This is a genomic window from Citrobacter sp. U14242, from assembly GCF_046555775.1.
GTDB lineage: Bacteria > Pseudomonadota > Gammaproteobacteria > Enterobacterales > Enterobacteriaceae > Citrobacter.
Map to the genome: position 1 here is coordinate 226,192 of NZ_JBKGLW010000001.1, position 17,154 is coordinate 243,345.

A 17,154-nucleotide genomic window follows, 5' to 3' on the forward strand; every position below is an offset into this window, starting at 1 on the left:
CTCCAGACGGCGCTAATGTACGCCTAAAAATGAGGTGAAACAAGAGGCATTTTTTTATTTAATTTTAGTAACTTACAAGTGTCGTGATTCGGCGACAGTTTAATTTCTGACGGTAATAAATTGCTATTGAGCGACGTAGCTGTTACTCAGAAAATTCTCATATCACCTTGACGTTAATGCGGTTAATTTTTTCGCGGAATTTGATAATGAAAAGGTTATAAATGACCAGATTAATGATGTTAGCACTTGTTCTTGCGCCATTGACGTCGATGGCGGCTGCACCGCAAGCGTTCAATTTTAGCTGCGCAAGTATTGGTGGTGTGAATAGTGATGGTAAAGGCAATGTATGGATTAATGGCACAAAAGCGACCATTAAGACCTTCAATGACAATTACTGGGAGGCGAAGAGCGGTAAAAATACCGTCTCTATTTCCAGAAAAGATGACGGAAACCCGGAAGTGTCCTGGGCTGGCCCAAACCGCAAGCATGGGATTTGTCTGCCTGAAGATAATGTTGATTTCTCTCCGGCGAAAAAAACGACTCATGCTGGCCCATCGTTTTCCTGTTCTGCAGTGGAAAAGGGAAGTATGGAAGAGATTATCTGTCAGAGCCCGTCGCTCTCCGCAATGGATTTAAAATTGAACGGGGTCTACAAGCAGGCGCTGACTAAATCGAAAAATGACCCAATGCTAAAAGCAGAGCAACGAGGCTGGATCAAAGGACGTAATGAATGCTGGAAAGAGCAGGATAAGCCCGCCTGCCTTGCCAGAGAATATAGCGAACGAATGACTGAACTACAGAACAAGTGGAGTGTTAAGTAATTCAAGCGCAGAAATAAAGAAAGGCCACTCGGCCTTTCTTTTTAGACATATAGCGAGGCTTCACCCATCGGGCGGGTTTTGAAACGACGATGGATCCAGAGATACTGCTCGGGTGCCCGCATGATCTCTTTCTCAATGATTTTGTTCATATAGGCCGCGGCCTGGTTTTCATCTTCCGGGTAACCTTCCATTTCTGGCGTGATAAACAGACGGTAGCCGGAGTTATCAGATTTTCTCACCATGGTGACGGTCAGCATTTTCGCCCCCGACAAGCGTGACAGCACGTAGGTACCATTGGTTGTCGCAACATTTTTGACGGCGAAGAAGGGAGCAAATGAGCTGCCTTTACGGCCATAATCCTGATCGGGTGCAAACCATACGGCTTCCCCTTTTTTCAGGGCACCGACAATGCCGCGCAGATTATTTCTGCCGATCATGGCTTTGTTCGAGCGCATACGGCCGCGGGTTTGTATCCACTCCATTAATTTGTTGTTGTGCGGGCGGTAGGTTGCCATCATTGGCTGGCAAAGCCCCATCACGCGGCCCCCCAGTTCCAGCGACATAAAATGTACGCCTACTACCATTACGCCACGGTTATGCGCCTGAGCGCGTTGCAGGTTGTCCAGACCTTCAACATCAAACCATTTACGCACCCGGCGATCTGGCCAGAACCAGGCCATACCGGTTTCAAGCAGAGCCATGCCGAGTGAGCGAAAATTCTCGTCGACCAGTTTGTTCCTTTCTTCTTGTGACAGGTTCGGGAAACAGAGTTCGAGATTTTTATGGGCAATGGATTCCCGGCGCTTTAGAAATGGGCGCGCCAGCGTACCTGTACGGGTACCCAGAAAACATAAAACAGGATAAGGGAGTTGCACCAGTAACCAGAGCACACCGACACCGAACCATGTGAGCCAGTAGCGCGGATGCAAAAACGCGCGCGAAAATTTACATTGGGGGAACATAAGCACCTGTTGTTGGTACGAAAATAATGTATCGCGAAGATTCTTTGTCTACAGCGTTACTCTCTGACACTGAACAGTTAGGTCACTATGAGCGACAATGGTTCCTGTAAAGAGTGTAAAACTGAGTCAGGACAAACCACGAGGGGTATGAATGATCGGACGGACAATGTACACCCGAAGATTAATATCATCCAGAAATAATTCCTCAAGTTTCGTAAATGTTTTATGGTCGATAAAAAGCGAGAATAAGCTTATAGATAATTTGTTGTTTTTATGACGATTAAATAAAGGTCAACAGGGAATGCTCTGTTCAGAAGATGAACGGTTATTGTAGCGAAATGTTGCTTGAATTGCGAACGGATAGGAATTGTCTTAGACTATAAAATCAAGGATGTGTAAGGACTTACGTCGATTTTTACGGCAGACAGGAGGTAACGCTATGTTCTATTTTTGGACTTTCCTCGCATTGAGTATTCTGTGCGTCAGTTGCTATATTTGGCAGGTAATGGGCGCTGCCGCGTCAATTAGTTCTTTTTTCGGCATGGCTATCCTTACGGCATTAATTTATTTCTTTACCATACGGTTGACTGATGGAAACGAAATGGTAACGGGACTATTTCTTTTTCTTGCCCCGGCATGCGGATTGATCATTCGCTTTATGGTGGGGGATGATAAGCATTAAATCGAAGGTTCATAACTGAAAACGCAATTGTGTACCACATTGACTGATTTCCTGGCTTCCATCTGAGCAAACTAAAGTGCCAGCATCGCTGGCACTTTTTTCTCTCTAAAGCAGATTACCTTGCATCAGCAAGCTGCAGCTCCGTGTCCTGTTGTTGGGCATTTTTTCGTTGTTGTTCGAGTTCCAGCGCCCCGCGGTGAGACAGATAGCAGAACAGAATGCAGCAGACAATCCCGCCCATCAGCAGATAAAAACCGCCATGCCATCCCATCTTATCGACCATGACACCAAACAGACTGGTTCCCAGCGATGCACCAAAAATGTAGCTCATAAAACCGCGTAATCCGACCGCCGAACCGACAGCAAAGCTGGGGACGATTTCCATGGTCTGAACAGACGCCAGGAACTGGGGCACATAGATCAGGCACCCGACGATGGCGGCAAAAATAGTGACCATCAGCAGGGATTCACTTTTCCAGTAACCGATCAGGCAGACGAAGATCAGCGCCATACAAATCATGGCCAACGGCATGCGACGACCTTTAAACAGTTTATCGGTCAGCCAGCCTGCCAGCAGTGTGGAAGGAATTGCGGCCCATTCGAAAAACAGGAACGCCACGCTCATTTGTTCTTTCGAGAAATGTTTTTCAGTTAACAGATAAATCGGTAACCAACTGATCATACCAAAACGCACCATATAGACAAAAACATCTACCAATGAAACATACCAGGCATTTTTGTTACGCAGCACGTAGGTGCAAAAAATTTGAAAGGCGCTCATGTTTTCCGGTGCCTGGGTTACGTGCCTGGCATTTAACACGACTTTTTCTTCCGGCATCATCTGTTCCAGAGCGGGCAAGCCCTCTTCGCGTGGTGAGCCTTTTCCCAACATCAGAACAATAAAAGCAAATAGCACCGCAACACAGGCTGGGACGATATAGCTGGCGCTTTGCCAGTGTTCGCTGCCGAGAATAGCAAAGGCGGCGCCAACAATGGGGGCGACAATACCGCCACCGACGTTGTGTGAGATATTCCAGAATGCACCAACGCGTCCACGCTCTTTGCGTGGGAACCAGTTGGCGATGGTTATAAACGAGGGACCGACGCCCATCCCCTGGAACAACCCGTTGAAGACCACCAGCGCGGCAAAAATCCAGAATCCGGTGCTGAACCCTAAGCCAACGTTGACAATGGCGCACAGGATCAGGCCGCAAGCCATAAAGACTTTCGGGCTGGCTTTGTCTGCCAGGCTGCTCATGATGCCTTTACTGATCCCATAGGCAATGAGCATACAACTGCTGAGTAAACCAATCTGTGTTGCGCTGAGATCCAGATGTTCTTTCAGGTACGGGGTGGAGAGAGTGAAGTTATTGCGTACAATATAATACGCAAGATAGCCAAGAAATACGCTAAGTAACGCCTGAATGCGGTATCGACCATAAGTCTCCTGAATTTTATCTTCCGGGACTTTATTTGCCGATGGCCCTGTCTTGAATATTGATAACATATCATCACCTAAATTTATATTGATGTGAATATCAGGATTTTTCGCAGTGAAGAGTGATATAGGTGGTGAAGAAATTCAAACTGAAGAAATGTGTCATTATTGACCCAATTTGCTGAAAATGGGACTGATTTTGACCCTTTTGAATTATGGTGAGACCGGGATTATTATTCTTAATGCATTTTTATCATCAGCATGTGCGGGTATTAACAAATTCAAACGACATTTTCAGGTATTCTTTATCTCTGTTATCGCATTCCGTCTGGTTATTCTGATAGCAGTTTTATCTTTTCCACCCGTCGTGATAAACGGGTAAGTTTTGTCTCAATATTATTTTTCGAAGATGTTGGTATTTATGAACAGGATCACAAACAGACTTTTCTGTCGGGGTAGTTTGTTGGCGTTGTCACTGTGTTTTATGTCGCTGTCGGCGGCCTGTCTGGCACAGGGGAAGGAGCTGGTTATGGCGACGACGTTTTCCCCGGGAGCAACGGCCTGGATTATTCAACGCTGGCAAACGGAGCCGGGGTCAGTGATGATCCGCACGCTAAACCGGACCAGTTCTTCTCTGGAGCAATTGCTCGACACCGCGAATGCGGAAAACGTTGACCTGATTTTAACGTCTTCGCCGATGCTACTGCAGCATCTTCAGGAGCATCAGAAACTTGCTCCTTTTGATAATGCCTTACCGGAAAGCCAGCGTCTGGTGCCTGAGTCAATACGGTCGACGTCTGTAGCCGTGGCGATCTCGGGATTTGGTCTGCTGATTAATCGTTCAGCACTGACGGCGCGACATCTGCCAGCACCGACGGATTGGGGGGATTTAACGCATCCTAAATATCAAAATGCTCTGCTGATGAGTAGCCCATCGCGCTCCGATACCAATCACCTGATGGTTGAATCACTGCTGCAACAAAAAGGGTGGCAAGAAGGTTGGGCGACATTGCTGGCCAGTGCCGGGAACCTGGTGACCATCTCATCACGCAGCTTTGGTGTTGCGGACAAAATTAAGAGCGGATTGGGCGTTGCGGGACCGGTTATTGATAACTATGCCAATCTGCTGCTCAATGACCCCAATCTGACCTTTAATTACTTCCCACACTCTGCAGTCTCGCCAACCTACGTAGCCGTGCTGAAAAACAGCCCGCGCGCCAATGAAGCACAACGTTTTATCCGCTATTTATTGAGCCCGGAAGGGCAGCGGATCCTTGCAGATGCGAATACCGGTAAATATCCGGTAACGTCGCTGGCAACAGATAATCCGCGTGCAGCCCAACAGGCCATTTTGATGAAACAGCCACCGCTTAATTACCGTCTGATCCTGAAACGTCAACAACTGGTCCAGCGGATGTTTGATACGGCCATCAGTTTCCGCCTCGCGCAGCTTAAGGATGCCTGGCGAGCGCTGTACAGCGCGGAAGCCCGTCTGAAACGCCCGTTACCCGAAATCAGAGCGCTGTTAACCCAGGTCCCAATCGACGCCAGGAGCAGCGAAGATGAAGCCTGGCTTGCTCAATTCGATAATAAAAGCTTTGCTGAACAGCAAATGATGGAGTGGCAACTCTGGTTTCTTAAAAACCAGCGTCTGGCGATATCAAAACTGGAAGAACTACAATGAAAGGCGGTTCGCTATTGCAGCGTCTTCGTCAGCTCAGCATCAGCAGCAGTTTGCGGGGGGCTTTTCTGACAGGAGCTTTACTGACACTAAGCGTGAGCTGTGTCAGTTTGTATTCCTGGCATGAGCAAAGTTCGCAAATCCGCTATTCGCTCGATGACTATTTCCCGCGCGTGCATTCCGCTTTTTTGATTGAAGGGAATCTTAACCTGGTGGTCGATCAGCTTAATGAATTCCTGCTTGCCCCCAATACGACCGTACGGCTGCAACTGCGCAATCAGATCATAGAACATCTGGACAAAATTGAACTGCTGAGTCGGGGATTGCAACCCACGGAACAGCAACAGCTGGCGGTGATTTTGCAGGACAGCCGGGCGTTGATGACCGAGCTGGACAGAGTGCTCTACAACATGTTCCTGGTACGCGAAAAAGTCAGCGAACTTTCCGCGCGAATCGACTGGTTACATGATGATTTCACGACCGAACTGAACTCTCTGGTGCAGGATTTCACCTGGCAGCAGGGAACGTTGTTGGATCAAATTGAAGCGAAAAATGGCGACGCGGCGTTGTACCTGAAACGCGCCAGGGAGGTGCAGAATGAGCAGCAACAGGTGTACACGCTGGCAAGAATTGAAAACCAGATTGTCGATGATTTACGCGACAGGTTGAATGAACTGAAGTCAGGTAGCGACGACGGCATGCTGGTGGAGAATCATATTCGCTATCTGGAAAATCTGAAGAAAACGGCGGATGAAAATATCCGTACCCTGGACGACTGGCCCAGTACTATCACGTTGCGACAAACCATCGACGAATTGCTGGAAATCGGGATGATGAAAAACAAAATGCCCGATACGATGCGCGATTATGTCGCGGCGCAAAAAGCACTGGTTGATGCCAGTCATGCCAGAGAAGCTACGCTTGGTCGTTTTCGAACATTGCTTGAGGCTCAGTTGGGAAGTAGTCATCAGCAAATGCAGATGTTTAACCAGCGACTGGAGCAGATTGTTCGCGTTAGCGGCGGGCTTATTCTGCTGGCGACGCTGTTGGCGCTGCTTCTTGCCTGGGGACTCAACCACTACTTTATCCGTTCACGGTTGGTGAAGCGTTTTACTGCGCTCAACCAGGCTGTGGTGCAAATTGGTCTTGGCAGAACCGATGCTTCGATCCCGGTTTATGGCCGTGATGAGCTAGGGCGCATTGCGGGGTTACTGCGCCATACGCTGGGTCAGCTCAATACGCAAAAAAGTCAGCTTGAGCAGGAAGTGGCAGAGCGTAAGGAGATTGAAGCCGATCTGCGAGCGACCCAGGGCGAATTGATTCAGACGGCGAAACTGGCGGTGGTCGGACAGACCATGACCACGCTGGCCCACGAAATCAATCAACCACTGAATGCATTGTCGATGTATCTGTTTACTGCGGGCAGGGCAATTGAACAGGAGCAGTTGGCGCAGGCCAGAAGCACGTTAACCAAAGCTGAAGGACTCATTACCCGTATCGATGCCATTATCCGCTCATTGCGACAGTTTGCGCGCCGGGCCGAGCCGGGGGCACCACTGCATCCGGTCGATTTACGACAAACTTTCAGCGCGGCCTGGGAGTTATTGTCTATGCGGCATAAACCGCAGCAGGGTACGCTTTCGCTGCCGGTTGAGCGCGTGTGGGTTACGGGCGATGAGGTGAGAATTCAGCAAGTTCTGGTAAACATACTGGCAAATGCGCTGGATGCCTGCCCGATTGCCGCGAAGATTGACGTTCACTGGCAGGCTGAAGGTAGCACGGTATGTGTATTTGTCAGTGATAATGGTCCCGGCTGGCCTGGCGCACTGCTACCGTCGCTATTAAAACCGTTTACCACCAGTAAGGATGTGGGTCTCGGTATTGGGCTATCAATTTGTGTCTCGTTAATGACGCAGATGAACGGCGAGCTACGCCTGGCATCGACGCTGGGGCGCAATGCCTGCGTGGTACTGCAATTCAACCTGACGGATGTAGAAGATGTTGAGTGATGAATATTCTGTTCTGCTGATTGATGATGATGCCGATGTCCTTGATGCTTACACCTTGTTGCTCGAGCAGGCGGGTTATCGGGTATGCGCGTGCAATAACCCCTATGATGCCCGAAATTGGCTACAGGCTGACTGGCCTGGTATCGTCCTGAGTGACGTGTGTATGCCCGGCTGCAACGGTATCGAACTGATGGCTCTTTTTCATCAGGATGATAACCAGCTGCCGATCCTGCTGATTACCGGACATGGTGATGTGCCGATGGCGGTGGATGCGGTGAAGAAAGGGGCATGGGATTTTCTGCAAAAGCCGGTCGATCCCGGCAAGCTGCTGTTGCAGGTTGCAGAGGCGTTGCAACAACGAAAATCTGTGATTGCCCGTCGTCATTACTGCCAGCAAAAGCTACAGGTTGAGTTGGTTGGCTACAGCGACTGGGTAAGTCAGTACCGTCAACGCCTGCAGCAACTCGCAGAAACAGATCTTGCCGTCTGGTTTTATGGGGAGCCGGGAACGGGACGCATGACGGGAGCCCGTTATCTGCATCAACTGGGACGTAGCGCCCAGGGGCCGCTTATCCGCGCAGAGCTCACCACCGGGAACACCGCTCAGCTTGATGAGCTGATGGCACAAGCGCAAGGAGGGACGCTGGTATTAAGCCATATAGAGTGTTTGACGCGCGAGCAACAGCACCAGTTGGTTCACCTGCAAAGCCAGGAGCGGCGCCCTTTTCGGTTAATTGGTATTGGCACGACATCGCTGGTGGAGCTGGCGGCAACAAACCAGATCGTGGCCGAACTCTATTACTGTTTCGCCATGACGCAAATCGCCTGCCAGCCGCTATCCCTGCGCCCGGACGATATTGAGCCGCTATTTCGCCATTACCTGCAAAAAGCCTGTCTGCGTCTGAACCACCCCATTCCGGAGGTCGACGGGGAATTGCTAAAAGGGATGCGACGTCGTGTGTGGCTGAGCAATGTGCGAGAGCTGGCAAACGCCGCAGAGCTTTTTGCCGTTGGGTTGCTGCCATTGGCGGAAACCGCCAATCCGCAGTTGCATATGCCGGAACCGACACCGTTGGATCGCCGGGTTGAAGAGTACGAGCGGCAAATCATTACCGAAGCCCTAAATATTCATCAAGGGCGTATTAATGAAGTGGCAGAATATCTGCAAATTCCGCGCAAAAAACTGTATTTGCGGATGAGGAAATACGGACTAAGCAAAGAGCATTATAAGTTCTAGAGAGAGGATATGCGGTTATGATAAGGGGAGTTGAGTGAGCATCTGAGTTGTCACCTCACTATTAGAAAAAATGCCGGACTTATTATCCGGCATTTTTCATTTACCACATTAAATCGTCAGGTACGACGAAATCAGCGTACGGATCGTCTTCGTCTTTCGCTTCCTGGCTCAGCTCGCAATTTAAGACGATGTAGCTGCCGTCGCGTTGTGCAATTTTATCGGCAACGACAGCCGGGATAATAGCATATTCACTGTCGCGGTCGCTTTCGGCAGTCAGCCGGGCAATAGCCAGACGCCCTTTAATCAATTGTGCCTGTGTCACCTTATCCACGTAGATTTTTTTAATCAGATTATTATCGGTGAAGTTATACCCAATATCACCTTTGGAAATGGTGATTTTGTTCATTTCAATAAGCTGCTTAATCTGCGCTTTGTATTCTTTCGACAGCGTCGCTTGTTTCTGTTGATCGCTTAACTGCTTATCCCGTTCAATTTGTGCTTTTTTATTCTCTTCAACCGCTTCTCTGGCTTCACGGGCCTGAACGCGCGATTTTTTCGCCGTTCTCTGTACTTTCGCCATTTTTTTGCTGGAGACTAAGCCCGCTTTCAGCATCTGCTCTTGTAGGGTGAGTTTTGTCATTTTTGCGTCTGATCCAATAAAATCGTTGTCAGGATTATAACCTTAACCTCCGACGGGATGCCAGATTATGGTGTATGCTAAATTATCAAGATAATAATAAAACAACCGAGCACCCGGCTGTTTTATTATTTTATGAAATGTGATTGTGTTATTTTTTAATACCTACGACATAGGCATTTCCGTAAGAGAAATTAATTGCCTTGTCTCCTAAGGTATTAACTATTTTATCGTACTGATTTTTGTCCTTTAATAAATAAATAGCATCTTTATCTAGCTCGACATTATTTACTGCTTGTAGTATCTCTTCTGTTTGTTTGTTCCAGGTATCACCATTGAATCTTGCAAAATATCCAAAGTTCATAGACATGTTATTTGTTGATGCGAGATATGCCCATTTAACGTACTCACTTGAAAACTCCCAAGGAGATGGCGTGAGTATTTTTTTGTAGTTTTTTGCAATGTATTTTATCTCAGGGGAATCCATGAGATAGGTTGTATTTTCGTTGGAAAAGGTCTTTTCTCTTTCTTTATATATTTTATGAATATCGTAAATATTCAATGAAACTAAAATAAGAGAAACGACAATTAACTGACGACCTTTATAGATCCTGCAGAGGGATATGGCTGTAAAAATCAGTATGCCATAGAATGCTAACCAGCCAAATCTACCAGTAGCTCTAAATGTGTTAGTGATTCCCCTGAGAAAATCGGGTAAATAGAATGCTAATACGGTTGTTTTACCAAGATCTACGTTCACAGATACTGCATAAATAAGACATAATGAAACTAACAAAACAATGATTTTATTATTTTTCAGTGTCTCTTTGAATTTGACATCCGCTGATTTAATTTTAGCTGCGATCAGTGCGATCGCCAAAATCACACCAATACCAAGGTAATTTAAACCTTCATAATCTCCAGCACCTGCCGGCATTGGTTTGATAATAGAGGAGTATGGTGGGTAATAAGGGTTGAAAAACGAGTTAAGGTTAAATTTATAGAAACCATAACCATCAGCGGAAAAACTGTTTGAAATGGTGAAATATCCAATTGAGTACATGGATATATAGAGGACTACACCACTCAAAATCGCATGATAAATGGCTGATTTTAAAGAAAATTCACCATTTAGCTTTCTGGTGGCGAGATCAGCTATATAAATTACAAGTGCCATCGCTAAAAGATAAGCATGTACCCAGGATGCAATGAAAAGCAGAATTATCCAACTCTTTGATTTAAATCTGTTACAAGCATAAAGTAAGTAGGATGCAATTATAATCCACTGTGCAGAGAGCGCAAAGTGTCCGCCGGTTCTGGTAAGAAAAGGAACAGCGGATATAAATAATGCAGAAAGTATTAATGAGTAAATATTGTTGTTAGTTAATTTATTAATTAATAAAAATGATGTTACACCCTGTAGAACGAAACAGGATAAAATCCAGATCCCAGTGTACTGAAATGTTTCAGGAAGTATTGCAGCTATTAATTTGAAAAAAATAGCAAAAATAGGTATGGAGTCGGTGTAGACGATAGAGTTATTCAACTCTATACCATATTCTGTGTTTTTTCCTAGTGGCCATTGAATTAGTGGGGTATGCCTAAAGAATTCCCATCCTAACCAATGTTGGGCCGGATCTCCGGACATAAGATACCCGATATTTGTTACATCGAGAGTATTCATCCCACCACATAAATAGAAAAATAATAACCCAAAGAGAGCTGATGTTATTAAATAGTAATTAACTTTCATAATTTACTTCCACTTTTTTATATATCGAGGTCTTTGTTTTATCTCAATGTATATTCTTCCGACATATTCACCAAGTACGCCGATACCGATAAGCTGGACCCCGCCAAGAAAGAGAACGGATACTATCAATGATGGATATCCACGTACAGGGTTTCCAAATGCAAGTGTATCGATAATCATCCAGCCCCCATAAAAGAATGAAAGACCAGCAACAAATAGCCCTATATATGTCCATATACGCAGAGGGAAAGTTGAGAAACTGGTGATACCTTCAAGTGCGAGATTCCAGAGTTTCCACCCATTAAATTTAGATGTACCCGCTACGCGTTCTGCTCTTGTATATTCAATAACATCAACGTTTCCCCCGACCCATGAAAGGACTCCTTTCATAAAAAGATTCCTTTCAGGCATCATTTTTATGTTCTCGACCACTTCTCGTGACATCAGACGGAAATCACCAACATTTTCTTCGATTTTTGGTGAGCTAATTCTGTTATGTAGACGATAAAACCATTCTGCTGTCTTACGCTTGATGTGGCTATCGGTGCTACGATCAGCTCGTTTTGCTAATACTACATCCGCTCCTGCTTGCCAGCGTTCGATAAGCTGCGGAATGACCTCAATTGGATCCTGAAGGTCAACATCGATTGGAATGATTGCATCCCCTGTAGCATGTTCGAGTCCAGCAAAAAGGGCGGGTTCTTTACCAAAATTACGGGTAAATGATACAGCAACAACTAATGGGTCAGATAATGATAGGGTATCAATAATCTTCTCTGTTCCATCTTTACTACCATCATTGATAAATACGATTTCCACATCATATTTGGTTAAGCTCTGGCGAACGGTTTGATAGAAAATAGGTATTGCTTCTTCTTCGTTGAAGACAGGAACAACCAGTGATATTTTCATCCTACATCCCTAAATACAATGAATTTTGAGTAAAAAAATCCACATACAAGGCTGATCGCGGAGAACGAAATCAGCGTCAGTAATGGCGGGAGCAAGAGCATATCTGCACCCCAACCGACAGCAGCACTAACCGCGCCCATAAACCCTATATAGAGAAAGTATCGTGTTGTTGAAGCCTTCGACTTAAATGTGAACATAGCATTAGCAAAGAAGCTGAAGCTTACAGCTACAATGAAGCCTGCCAGGTTCGCCAAGGCTTGGTTTGTAGAAAGCACATATATACACGTACCAAAAACGACCCAATGTATTAGGGTATTGACAACGCCTACAGATGTGTACTTTGCGAATAATTTTAACATTTGAAAAATAAGAAAATTCTAGTATGGGGTTCAGTTTACCATTGCTAACTAAATCGATCGACTGGTGAACTGCTTTTTAGAGGGAATTTAGGTATCTTTCCACCATTGGGTTGATGCAAAAAGCAACACCTCTATGTGCGCGCTCTGCCATCAATATACTGCTCTATGTCTGGAATGAGTTTGGTTAACATATTGGTAACATAAATGCAGCATGCTTATAGCTCTGCTACTTTCTTCCGATACGTAAAAAATTGTACAGCCAGAGATGATAAAAGAACAGCAAGTATGTGATGGCCTTTAGCTTAGATATAAGAATAAACTCGCTTCAGAATGTCCCCTGCAGGAATCGAACCTGCAACTAGCCCTTAGGAGGGGCTCGTTATATCCATTTAACTAAGGGGACGAAGCGGCACGAGTATAGCGTTTTTTACTCTCAACGGTAAGTCTCAGGCTGCCTGACTGCTCAAACAGTCGCCATTCAGGTCTGTTTTTTCTGGTTTTTCTGCGGTTGTGCTTCCCGCTTTGCTTGCAACCTGGCTTCTTCCTTGCGTTTATTGCTCATATCGTTGCGGATCTGCGCGTGGCTCATCAGCGCAAAGATAAATGTCCCGCCGCAGATATTCCCGGCTAGTGTCGGTAAGGCAAAAGGCCAGAAAAAGTCGCCCCAGTGCAGTGTTCCATTAAAGACCAGATAGAGAATTTCAACTGAACCCACGACGATATGTGTGGTATCGCCTAAGGCAATCAGCCAGGTCATCAGGACAATGACGACAATCTTTGCGGCTCCGGCGGCGGGAAACATCCAGACCATCGTGGCAATCAACCAGCCGGAGACAATGGCATTGGCAAACATCTCCGTCGGGTTATTTTTCATTACATCCATGCCTATTTTGACGAAGGCGTCACGGGTCGCCTCATCAAAAATCGGCATGTATTCAAACGCCCATGCCGCAACCCCGGTGCCCAGAATATTACCCAGTAGTACTACGCTCCACAGACGCATCAACAGACCAAAATTGCCGAGGGTAGGGTTTTGCATAACGGGTAAGACGGCGGTGACGGTATTTTCCGTAAAGAGTTGTTGGCGGGCCATAATCACAATAATAAAGCCGAAGGTATAACCGAGATTCTCCAGCAAAAATCCGCCGGGAACACCCTCCAGTTGTACATGAAAAATTCCTTTTGCCAGCAACGATGCACCCATTGACAGCCCGGCAGCGATGGCTGACCACAATAGCGCCATCGCGTCGCGTTCCATCTCTTTTTCACCGTCCTGGCGGATATGCTCGTGGATCGCCATTGCACGTGAGGGGAGCCTGTCCTCATTGAGTTCTATCTTTTTTCCGCTCCGCTTTTCTTCGCTTTCCACCTGGAGTTCGTCGCTGTGACGATCAATCTTCTCTTTTTCGATGTCATTCATACCAGGATCCTGAATAAGCTTGTATTGCTAAAGCGTAGCGGTTTTTATTTGAAGGCTGGTGGATAAAGTCTGAAATCGCAAAAATGGTAACGCATGTTTTTATTGGCTTCGTTAGAATGAACCATCACTGTGTCTGTATTACCAGGCTATGATCAAATCAGTAAGTTAGGGCATATAGACATCGATTGACGTGCTGTTACAATCGCTCACATCTAATCAGGCGGATACATCATCGTTCCGTCATGGATGGCAATCAGCGATAGCCATAATACACAGGGAGACACTTATGAAGCTTCGCCTGTCGGCGCTTGCGCTGGGAACCACACTTTTGGTGGGGTGTGCGAGCTCCGGTACTGAACAGCAGGGGCGTTCGGACCCATTTGAAGGGTTCAACCGCACCATGTACAACTTCAACTTTAATGTTTTGGATCCATATGTTGTTCGCCCGGTGGCTGTCGCCTGGCGTGATTATGTTCCGCAGCCGGCCCGTAATGGTTTGAGCAACTTTACTGGCAACCTTGAAGAACCGGCTGTCATGGTTAACTATTTCCTGCAAGGCGACCCCTATCAGGGGATGGTGCATTTTACCCGTTTCTTCCTGAACACCTTGTTAGGTATGGGTGGGTTTATTGATGTGGCGGGGATGGCGAATCCGAAGTTGCAGCGTGTTGAACCACACCGCTTCGGCAGCACATTAGGCCACTATGATGTCGGTTACGGTCCATACATGCAGCTTCCATTCTACGGCAGCTTCACGCTGCGTGACGATGGCGGCGATATGGTGGATACGTTGTATCCGGTTCTGTCCTGGTTAACCTGGCCGTTATCGATAGGTAAATGGACGGTTGAAGGAATAGAAACGCGTGCGCAACTGCTCGATTCTGACGGCCTGCTGCGCCAATCTTCAGATCCTTACATCATGGTGCGTGAAGCTTACTTCCAGCGTCATGACTTTATTGCGAATGGCGGTAAACTCAAACCAGAAGAAAACCCGAATGCAAAAGATATTCAGGATGAGTTAAAAGAGATCGATTCTGAGTAAGGAATTGAGGCAAATAAAAAGGTGAGCTAAAAAGCTCACCTTTTTTACATCTGATGAAAATCAGAATGCGTAGTTCAGGTTCATACCGTACAGCCAGGCTTTCCCTTCTGATTCGAAGGAGTACGGGCCTTCTTCGAATTTCACTTTCTGACCGTGCATATAAGAAACGCCGACATCCAATGAAGCATCTTTATTAAACGCATAGGTTGTACCCGCACTCAGCCAGAAGCGGTCCTGATCCGGAATAGAGATGGAACGGCGGTTAGCTGGAACAGGGCTATCATCGAAGGCGATACCGGTACGGAATGTCCAGGTATCATCGTAGTAGTAGGTAGTACCCAGCGCGATGCGGTAAGAGTCTTTGAAACCTTCTTCTTTATAGAACAGGGTCTGACCGTTGCTGCCTTTCGCTTTAAGCTCCTGGAACTGACTCCAGCTGGTATATGCCATGCTGTAGTGAACCGCCCACTGTGGCGCAACGCGGTTATAACCTGAGAACTCCCACATTTCTGGCAGGTTCAGATCAAGTGAACCGTCGATTGTGTTGCCGTTGGTGCCAGCCGGCAGGCTAGCGAACACCGGGCGCAACTGTGCTGGAATACGGTCCATTGATGGCAGGCTGCTGCGGTAATCACCATCGAAGTCAACTTTTACTTCCGAACGGTAGGTGAAACCGTAACGGTTGTCTTTATCCACTTCATAAAGAATACCGGCGTTCCAGCCGAAGCCCCACTCATCGCCTTTCAGGCGCGCAATCTGCGTATCTGCCGGGTATTGTGCGGCCAGTGATGGAGGAATTTTGCCGCCAGAACCTGCAACGATCTGCTGTGGGAGATCGCCTGCATAACGCTCAAGCTTCGCTTTGGCATAGACGGCGTTAAAACCGAGACCGAAGCTAAAATGATTATTCAGACGGTAGGCACCGCTCAGGTTTAAGTTGAGGGTTTCCAGATCGGTTTTTCCGCCCATCGAGCCGGCTGCGTAATTATTGTTAAACTCCGTTGCCAGACCATAGTTAGAGGTAACAGATGCCCCCCAACCAAATTGATCGTTAATCGGGGCAACAAAATGCACGTTCGGTATCCAGGCGGTTGGGGCGATATTATCCTGGCTGGCGTCGTTACCAATACGTGAGCGTCCGGAAATATCGACATCCGGATCAACGAAAATCGCACCGGCAGAGAAAGTAGGGCGATCAAACATCATGATCAGCGCGGGGTTACGACTGGCGTTACCTGCATCATCTGCAATAGCGCCTTCACCCGAATATGCCCGGCCAAGGCCAGAGGAAGAAAATTCGTTTAACTGAAAGCCTGCAGACCAGGCCTGTGTGGAGATAATTGCCACTGCGACTGCGAGAGCAGACTTTGTAAACAGGGTTTTCTGGCTCATGACCATAACCTCATAGATTTATTTTTATACAAACTATGTTACATGCCGTAACAGGAGCGCGAAGTGTAGGGTCTGAGGTACCACATAGAAATCAGACCAGTGGCGAGAGTATAGGTCGGACCAGCCAGAATGTTGCAAGTATGTTTATAAATATTTTCAATTCTGATCTAAGAAACGCGATCCAGCTGGCAAAATTGCGGGTACGCGCACTCACCTGTTTGGGTGATTTTTGTTTTAGATCATTTTTAAGTGTGATTTCGGTCACTTATCTCATTTCACACAATTAACGACTGGAGAGGCGAATAATGGGAGCGTAAAATATCCCCATCGTTTATCTGGCACCTCAGGTGCGAATACAGAGGAAATCTACAATGAGTAAATGCAGTGCTGATGAAACCCCGGTTTGCTGCTGTATGGATGTTGGCACCATCATGGATAACTCCGATTGCACCGCGTCATACAGCCGCGTGTTCGCGAATCGCGCAGAGGCAGAAGAAACGCTGGCCGCTCTGACTGAGAAGGCACGTAGCGTGGAATCTGAACCTTGCAAAATCACCTCGACTTTCACTGAAGAGTCAGAGGGTGTGCGTCTGGATATCGACTTTGTTTTTGCCTGTGAAGCTGAAACGCTGATTTTCCAGCTGGGCTTGCGTTAATCCCTTCTGCTTATGCCCTTGCCACCTCGTGGCAAGGGTATTTTCGTAACAGTCAGTGACTATTCACTGTGTCATAGCTCTCACTTTCTTTTCTCCCCGCTTGGCTAAATGTAAAAAATTGGTTAAGACTGTGATCAGGTCAGACCACTTATT

General features: G+C 46.9%; 15 protein-coding genes and 1 tRNA gene. 7 read left to right on the forward strand and 9 right to left on the reverse strand.

The features are described from left to right. Positions 1-233 precede the first annotated feature (233 nt). On the forward strand, positions 234-821 hold the full coding sequence (locus ACLJXE_RS01070; protein ID WP_410749860.1) for a lysozyme inhibitor LprI family protein: 588 nt from the start codon (positions 234-236) through the stop codon (positions 819-821). Between the two features lie 41 nt (positions 822-862). Here the strand turns inward: ACLJXE_RS01070 and lpxP are convergent, their stop codons facing one another. Then, positions 863-1,783: a kdo(2)-lipid IV(A) palmitoleoyltransferase gene (lpxP, locus tag ACLJXE_RS01075; RefSeq protein WP_410749861.1), complete on the reverse strand. Its 921-nt coding sequence runs from the start codon at positions 1,781-1,783 to the stop codon at positions 863-865. Between the two features lie 439 nt (positions 1,784-2,222). On the opposite strand from lpxP, the gene ACLJXE_RS01080 reads away from it, so the two are divergent. After that, complete coding sequence (locus ACLJXE_RS01080) at positions 2,223-2,465, forward strand: YfdY family protein (protein ID WP_410749862.1); 243 nt, start codon at positions 2,223-2,225, stop codon at positions 2,463-2,465. A 115-nt stretch (positions 2,466-2,580) separates the two neighbouring features. Here ACLJXE_RS01080 and pgtP read toward each other — a convergent pair whose 3' ends face one another. Further along, entirely contained in the window at positions 2,581-3,972 is a 1,392-nt protein-coding gene (gene pgtP / locus ACLJXE_RS01085) for a phosphoglycerate transporter PgtP (RefSeq protein ID WP_410749863.1), read from the reverse strand. A 415-nt stretch (positions 3,973-4,387) separates the two neighbouring features. Between pgtP and pgtC the strand changes: the two genes are divergently transcribed. The 3 genes from pgtC to pgtA are packed head-to-tail and all read left to right on the forward strand — an operon-like array spanning position 4,388 to position 8,830. After that, the gene (pgtC, locus tag ACLJXE_RS01090; RefSeq protein WP_410750017.1) at positions 4,388-5,587 is read left to right on the forward strand and encodes a phosphoglycerate transport regulator PgtC; all 1,200 of its coding nucleotides are present in this window, start codon (positions 4,388-4,390) and stop codon (positions 5,585-5,587) included. Next, positions 5,584-7,593, forward strand: a complete 2,010-nt coding sequence (gene pgtB / locus ACLJXE_RS01095; protein WP_410749864.1) for a two-component system sensor histidine kinase PgtB — start codon at positions 5,584-5,586, stop codon at positions 7,591-7,593. The genes pgtC and pgtB overlap by 4 nt, the downstream gene beginning before the upstream one ends. After that, a complete protein-coding gene (gene pgtA, locus ACLJXE_RS01100) occupies positions 7,583-8,830 on the forward strand; it encodes a two-component system response regulator PgtA (RefSeq protein WP_286628997.1) in 1,248 nt (415 codons plus the stop codon). Before pgtB ends, pgtA begins: the two co-directional genes overlap by 11 nt. A 100-nt stretch (positions 8,831-8,930) precedes the next feature. Here pgtA and ACLJXE_RS01105 read toward each other — a convergent pair whose 3' ends face one another. The 6 genes from ACLJXE_RS01105 to ACLJXE_RS01130 all read right to left on the reverse strand — a co-directional run bounded on the left by ACLJXE_RS01105 (position 8,931) and on the right by ACLJXE_RS01130 (position 13,911). After that, positions 8,931-9,470 carry a DUF2058 domain-containing protein gene (locus ACLJXE_RS01105; protein ID WP_286628998.1) on the reverse strand — a complete coding sequence of 180 codons (540 nt, stop codon included), beginning with the start codon at positions 9,468-9,470 and terminating at the stop codon, positions 8,931-8,933. A gap of 148 nt (positions 9,471-9,618) precedes the next feature. Further along, complete coding sequence (locus ACLJXE_RS01110) at positions 9,619-11,220, reverse strand: DUF6311 domain-containing protein (RefSeq protein ID WP_410749865.1); 1,602 nt, start codon at positions 11,218-11,220, stop codon at positions 9,619-9,621. 3 nt (positions 11,221-11,223) lie between these two features. Then, the gene (locus tag ACLJXE_RS01115; protein WP_410749866.1) at positions 11,224-12,132 is read right to left on the reverse strand and encodes a glycosyltransferase family 2 protein; all 909 of its coding nucleotides are present in this window, start codon (positions 12,130-12,132) and stop codon (positions 11,224-11,226) included. Beyond that, the gene (locus ACLJXE_RS01120) at positions 12,129-12,491 is read right to left on the reverse strand and encodes a GtrA family protein (protein WP_410749867.1); all 363 of its coding nucleotides are present in this window, start codon (positions 12,489-12,491) and stop codon (positions 12,129-12,131) included. The genes ACLJXE_RS01115 and ACLJXE_RS01120 overlap by 4 nt, the downstream gene beginning before the upstream one ends. 331 nt (positions 12,492-12,822) lie before the next feature. Next, positions 12,823-12,894: transfer RNA gene (locus ACLJXE_RS01125), tRNA-Arg, on the reverse strand. Between the two features lie 75 nt (positions 12,895-12,969). Continuing rightward, positions 12,970-13,911, reverse strand: coding sequence for a formate/nitrite transporter family protein (locus tag ACLJXE_RS01130; RefSeq protein WP_410749868.1), 942 nt, complete (start codon positions 13,909-13,911; stop codon positions 12,970-12,972). A 286-nt stretch (positions 13,912-14,197) separates the two neighbouring features. On the opposite strand from ACLJXE_RS01130, the gene mlaA reads away from it, so the two are divergent. Then, positions 14,198-14,953: a phospholipid-binding lipoprotein MlaA gene (mlaA, locus tag ACLJXE_RS01135; RefSeq protein WP_005129765.1), complete on the forward strand. Its 756-nt coding sequence runs from the start codon at positions 14,198-14,200 to the stop codon at positions 14,951-14,953. A gap of 60 nt (positions 14,954-15,013) precedes the next feature. Here mlaA and fadL read toward each other — a convergent pair whose 3' ends face one another. After that, entirely contained in the window at positions 15,014-16,345 is a 1,332-nt protein-coding gene (gene fadL / locus ACLJXE_RS01140; protein ID WP_410749869.1) for a long-chain fatty acid transporter FadL, read from the reverse strand. Between the two features lie 371 nt (positions 16,346-16,716). On the opposite strand from fadL, the gene ACLJXE_RS01145 reads away from it, so the two are divergent. Next, positions 16,717-17,001 carry a YfcZ/YiiS family protein gene (locus tag ACLJXE_RS01145; RefSeq protein WP_137384194.1) on the forward strand — a complete coding sequence of 95 codons (285 nt, stop codon included), beginning with the start codon at positions 16,717-16,719 and terminating at the stop codon, positions 16,999-17,001. Positions 17,002-17,154: the final 153 nt, after the last annotated feature.

Bases quoted from the DNA above. Each gene is read 5' to 3' on its own strand.
- ACLJXE_RS01070 (WP_410749860.1), top strand. From the start codon at position 234: ATGATGTTAGCACTTGTTCTTGCGCCATTGACGTCGATGGCGGCTGCA.
- lpxP (WP_410749861.1), bottom strand. From the start codon at position 1,783: ATGTTCCCCCAATGTAAATTTTCGCGCGCGTTTTTGCATCCGCGCTAC.
- ACLJXE_RS01080 (WP_410749862.1), top strand. From the start codon at position 2,223: ATGTTCTATTTTTGGACTTTCCTCGCATTGAGTATTCTGTGCGTCAGT.
- pgtP (WP_410749863.1), bottom strand. From the start codon at position 3,972: ATGTTATCAATATTCAAGACAGGGCCATCGGCAAATAAAGTCCCGGAA.
- pgtC (WP_410750017.1), top strand. From the start codon at position 4,388: ATGTCGCTGTCGGCGGCCTGTCTGGCACAGGGGAAGGAGCTGGTTATG.
- pgtB (WP_410749864.1), top strand. From the start codon at position 5,584: ATGAAAGGCGGTTCGCTATTGCAGCGTCTTCGTCAGCTCAGCATCAGC.
- pgtA (WP_286628997.1), top strand. From the start codon at position 7,583: ATGTTGAGTGATGAATATTCTGTTCTGCTGATTGATGATGATGCCGAT.
- ACLJXE_RS01105 (WP_286628998.1), bottom strand. From the start codon at position 9,470: ATGACAAAACTCACCCTACAAGAGCAGATGCTGAAAGCGGGCTTAGTC.
- ACLJXE_RS01110 (WP_410749865.1), bottom strand. From the start codon at position 11,220: ATGAAAGTTAATTACTATTTAATAACATCAGCTCTCTTTGGGTTATTA.
- ACLJXE_RS01115 (WP_410749866.1), bottom strand. From the start codon at position 12,132: ATGAAAATATCACTGGTTGTTCCTGTCTTCAACGAAGAAGAAGCAATA.
- ACLJXE_RS01120 (WP_410749867.1), bottom strand. From the start codon at position 12,491: ATGTTAAAATTATTCGCAAAGTACACATCTGTAGGCGTTGTCAATACC.
- ACLJXE_RS01130 (WP_410749868.1), bottom strand. From the start codon at position 13,911: ATGAATGACATCGAAAAAGAGAAGATTGATCGTCACAGCGACGAACTC.
- mlaA (WP_005129765.1), top strand. From the start codon at position 14,198: ATGAAGCTTCGCCTGTCGGCGCTTGCGCTGGGAACCACACTTTTGGTG.
- fadL (WP_410749869.1), bottom strand. From the start codon at position 16,345: ATGAGCCAGAAAACCCTGTTTACAAAGTCTGCTCTCGCAGTCGCAGTG.
- ACLJXE_RS01145 (WP_137384194.1), top strand. From the start codon at position 16,717: ATGAGTAAATGCAGTGCTGATGAAACCCCGGTTTGCTGCTGTATGGAT.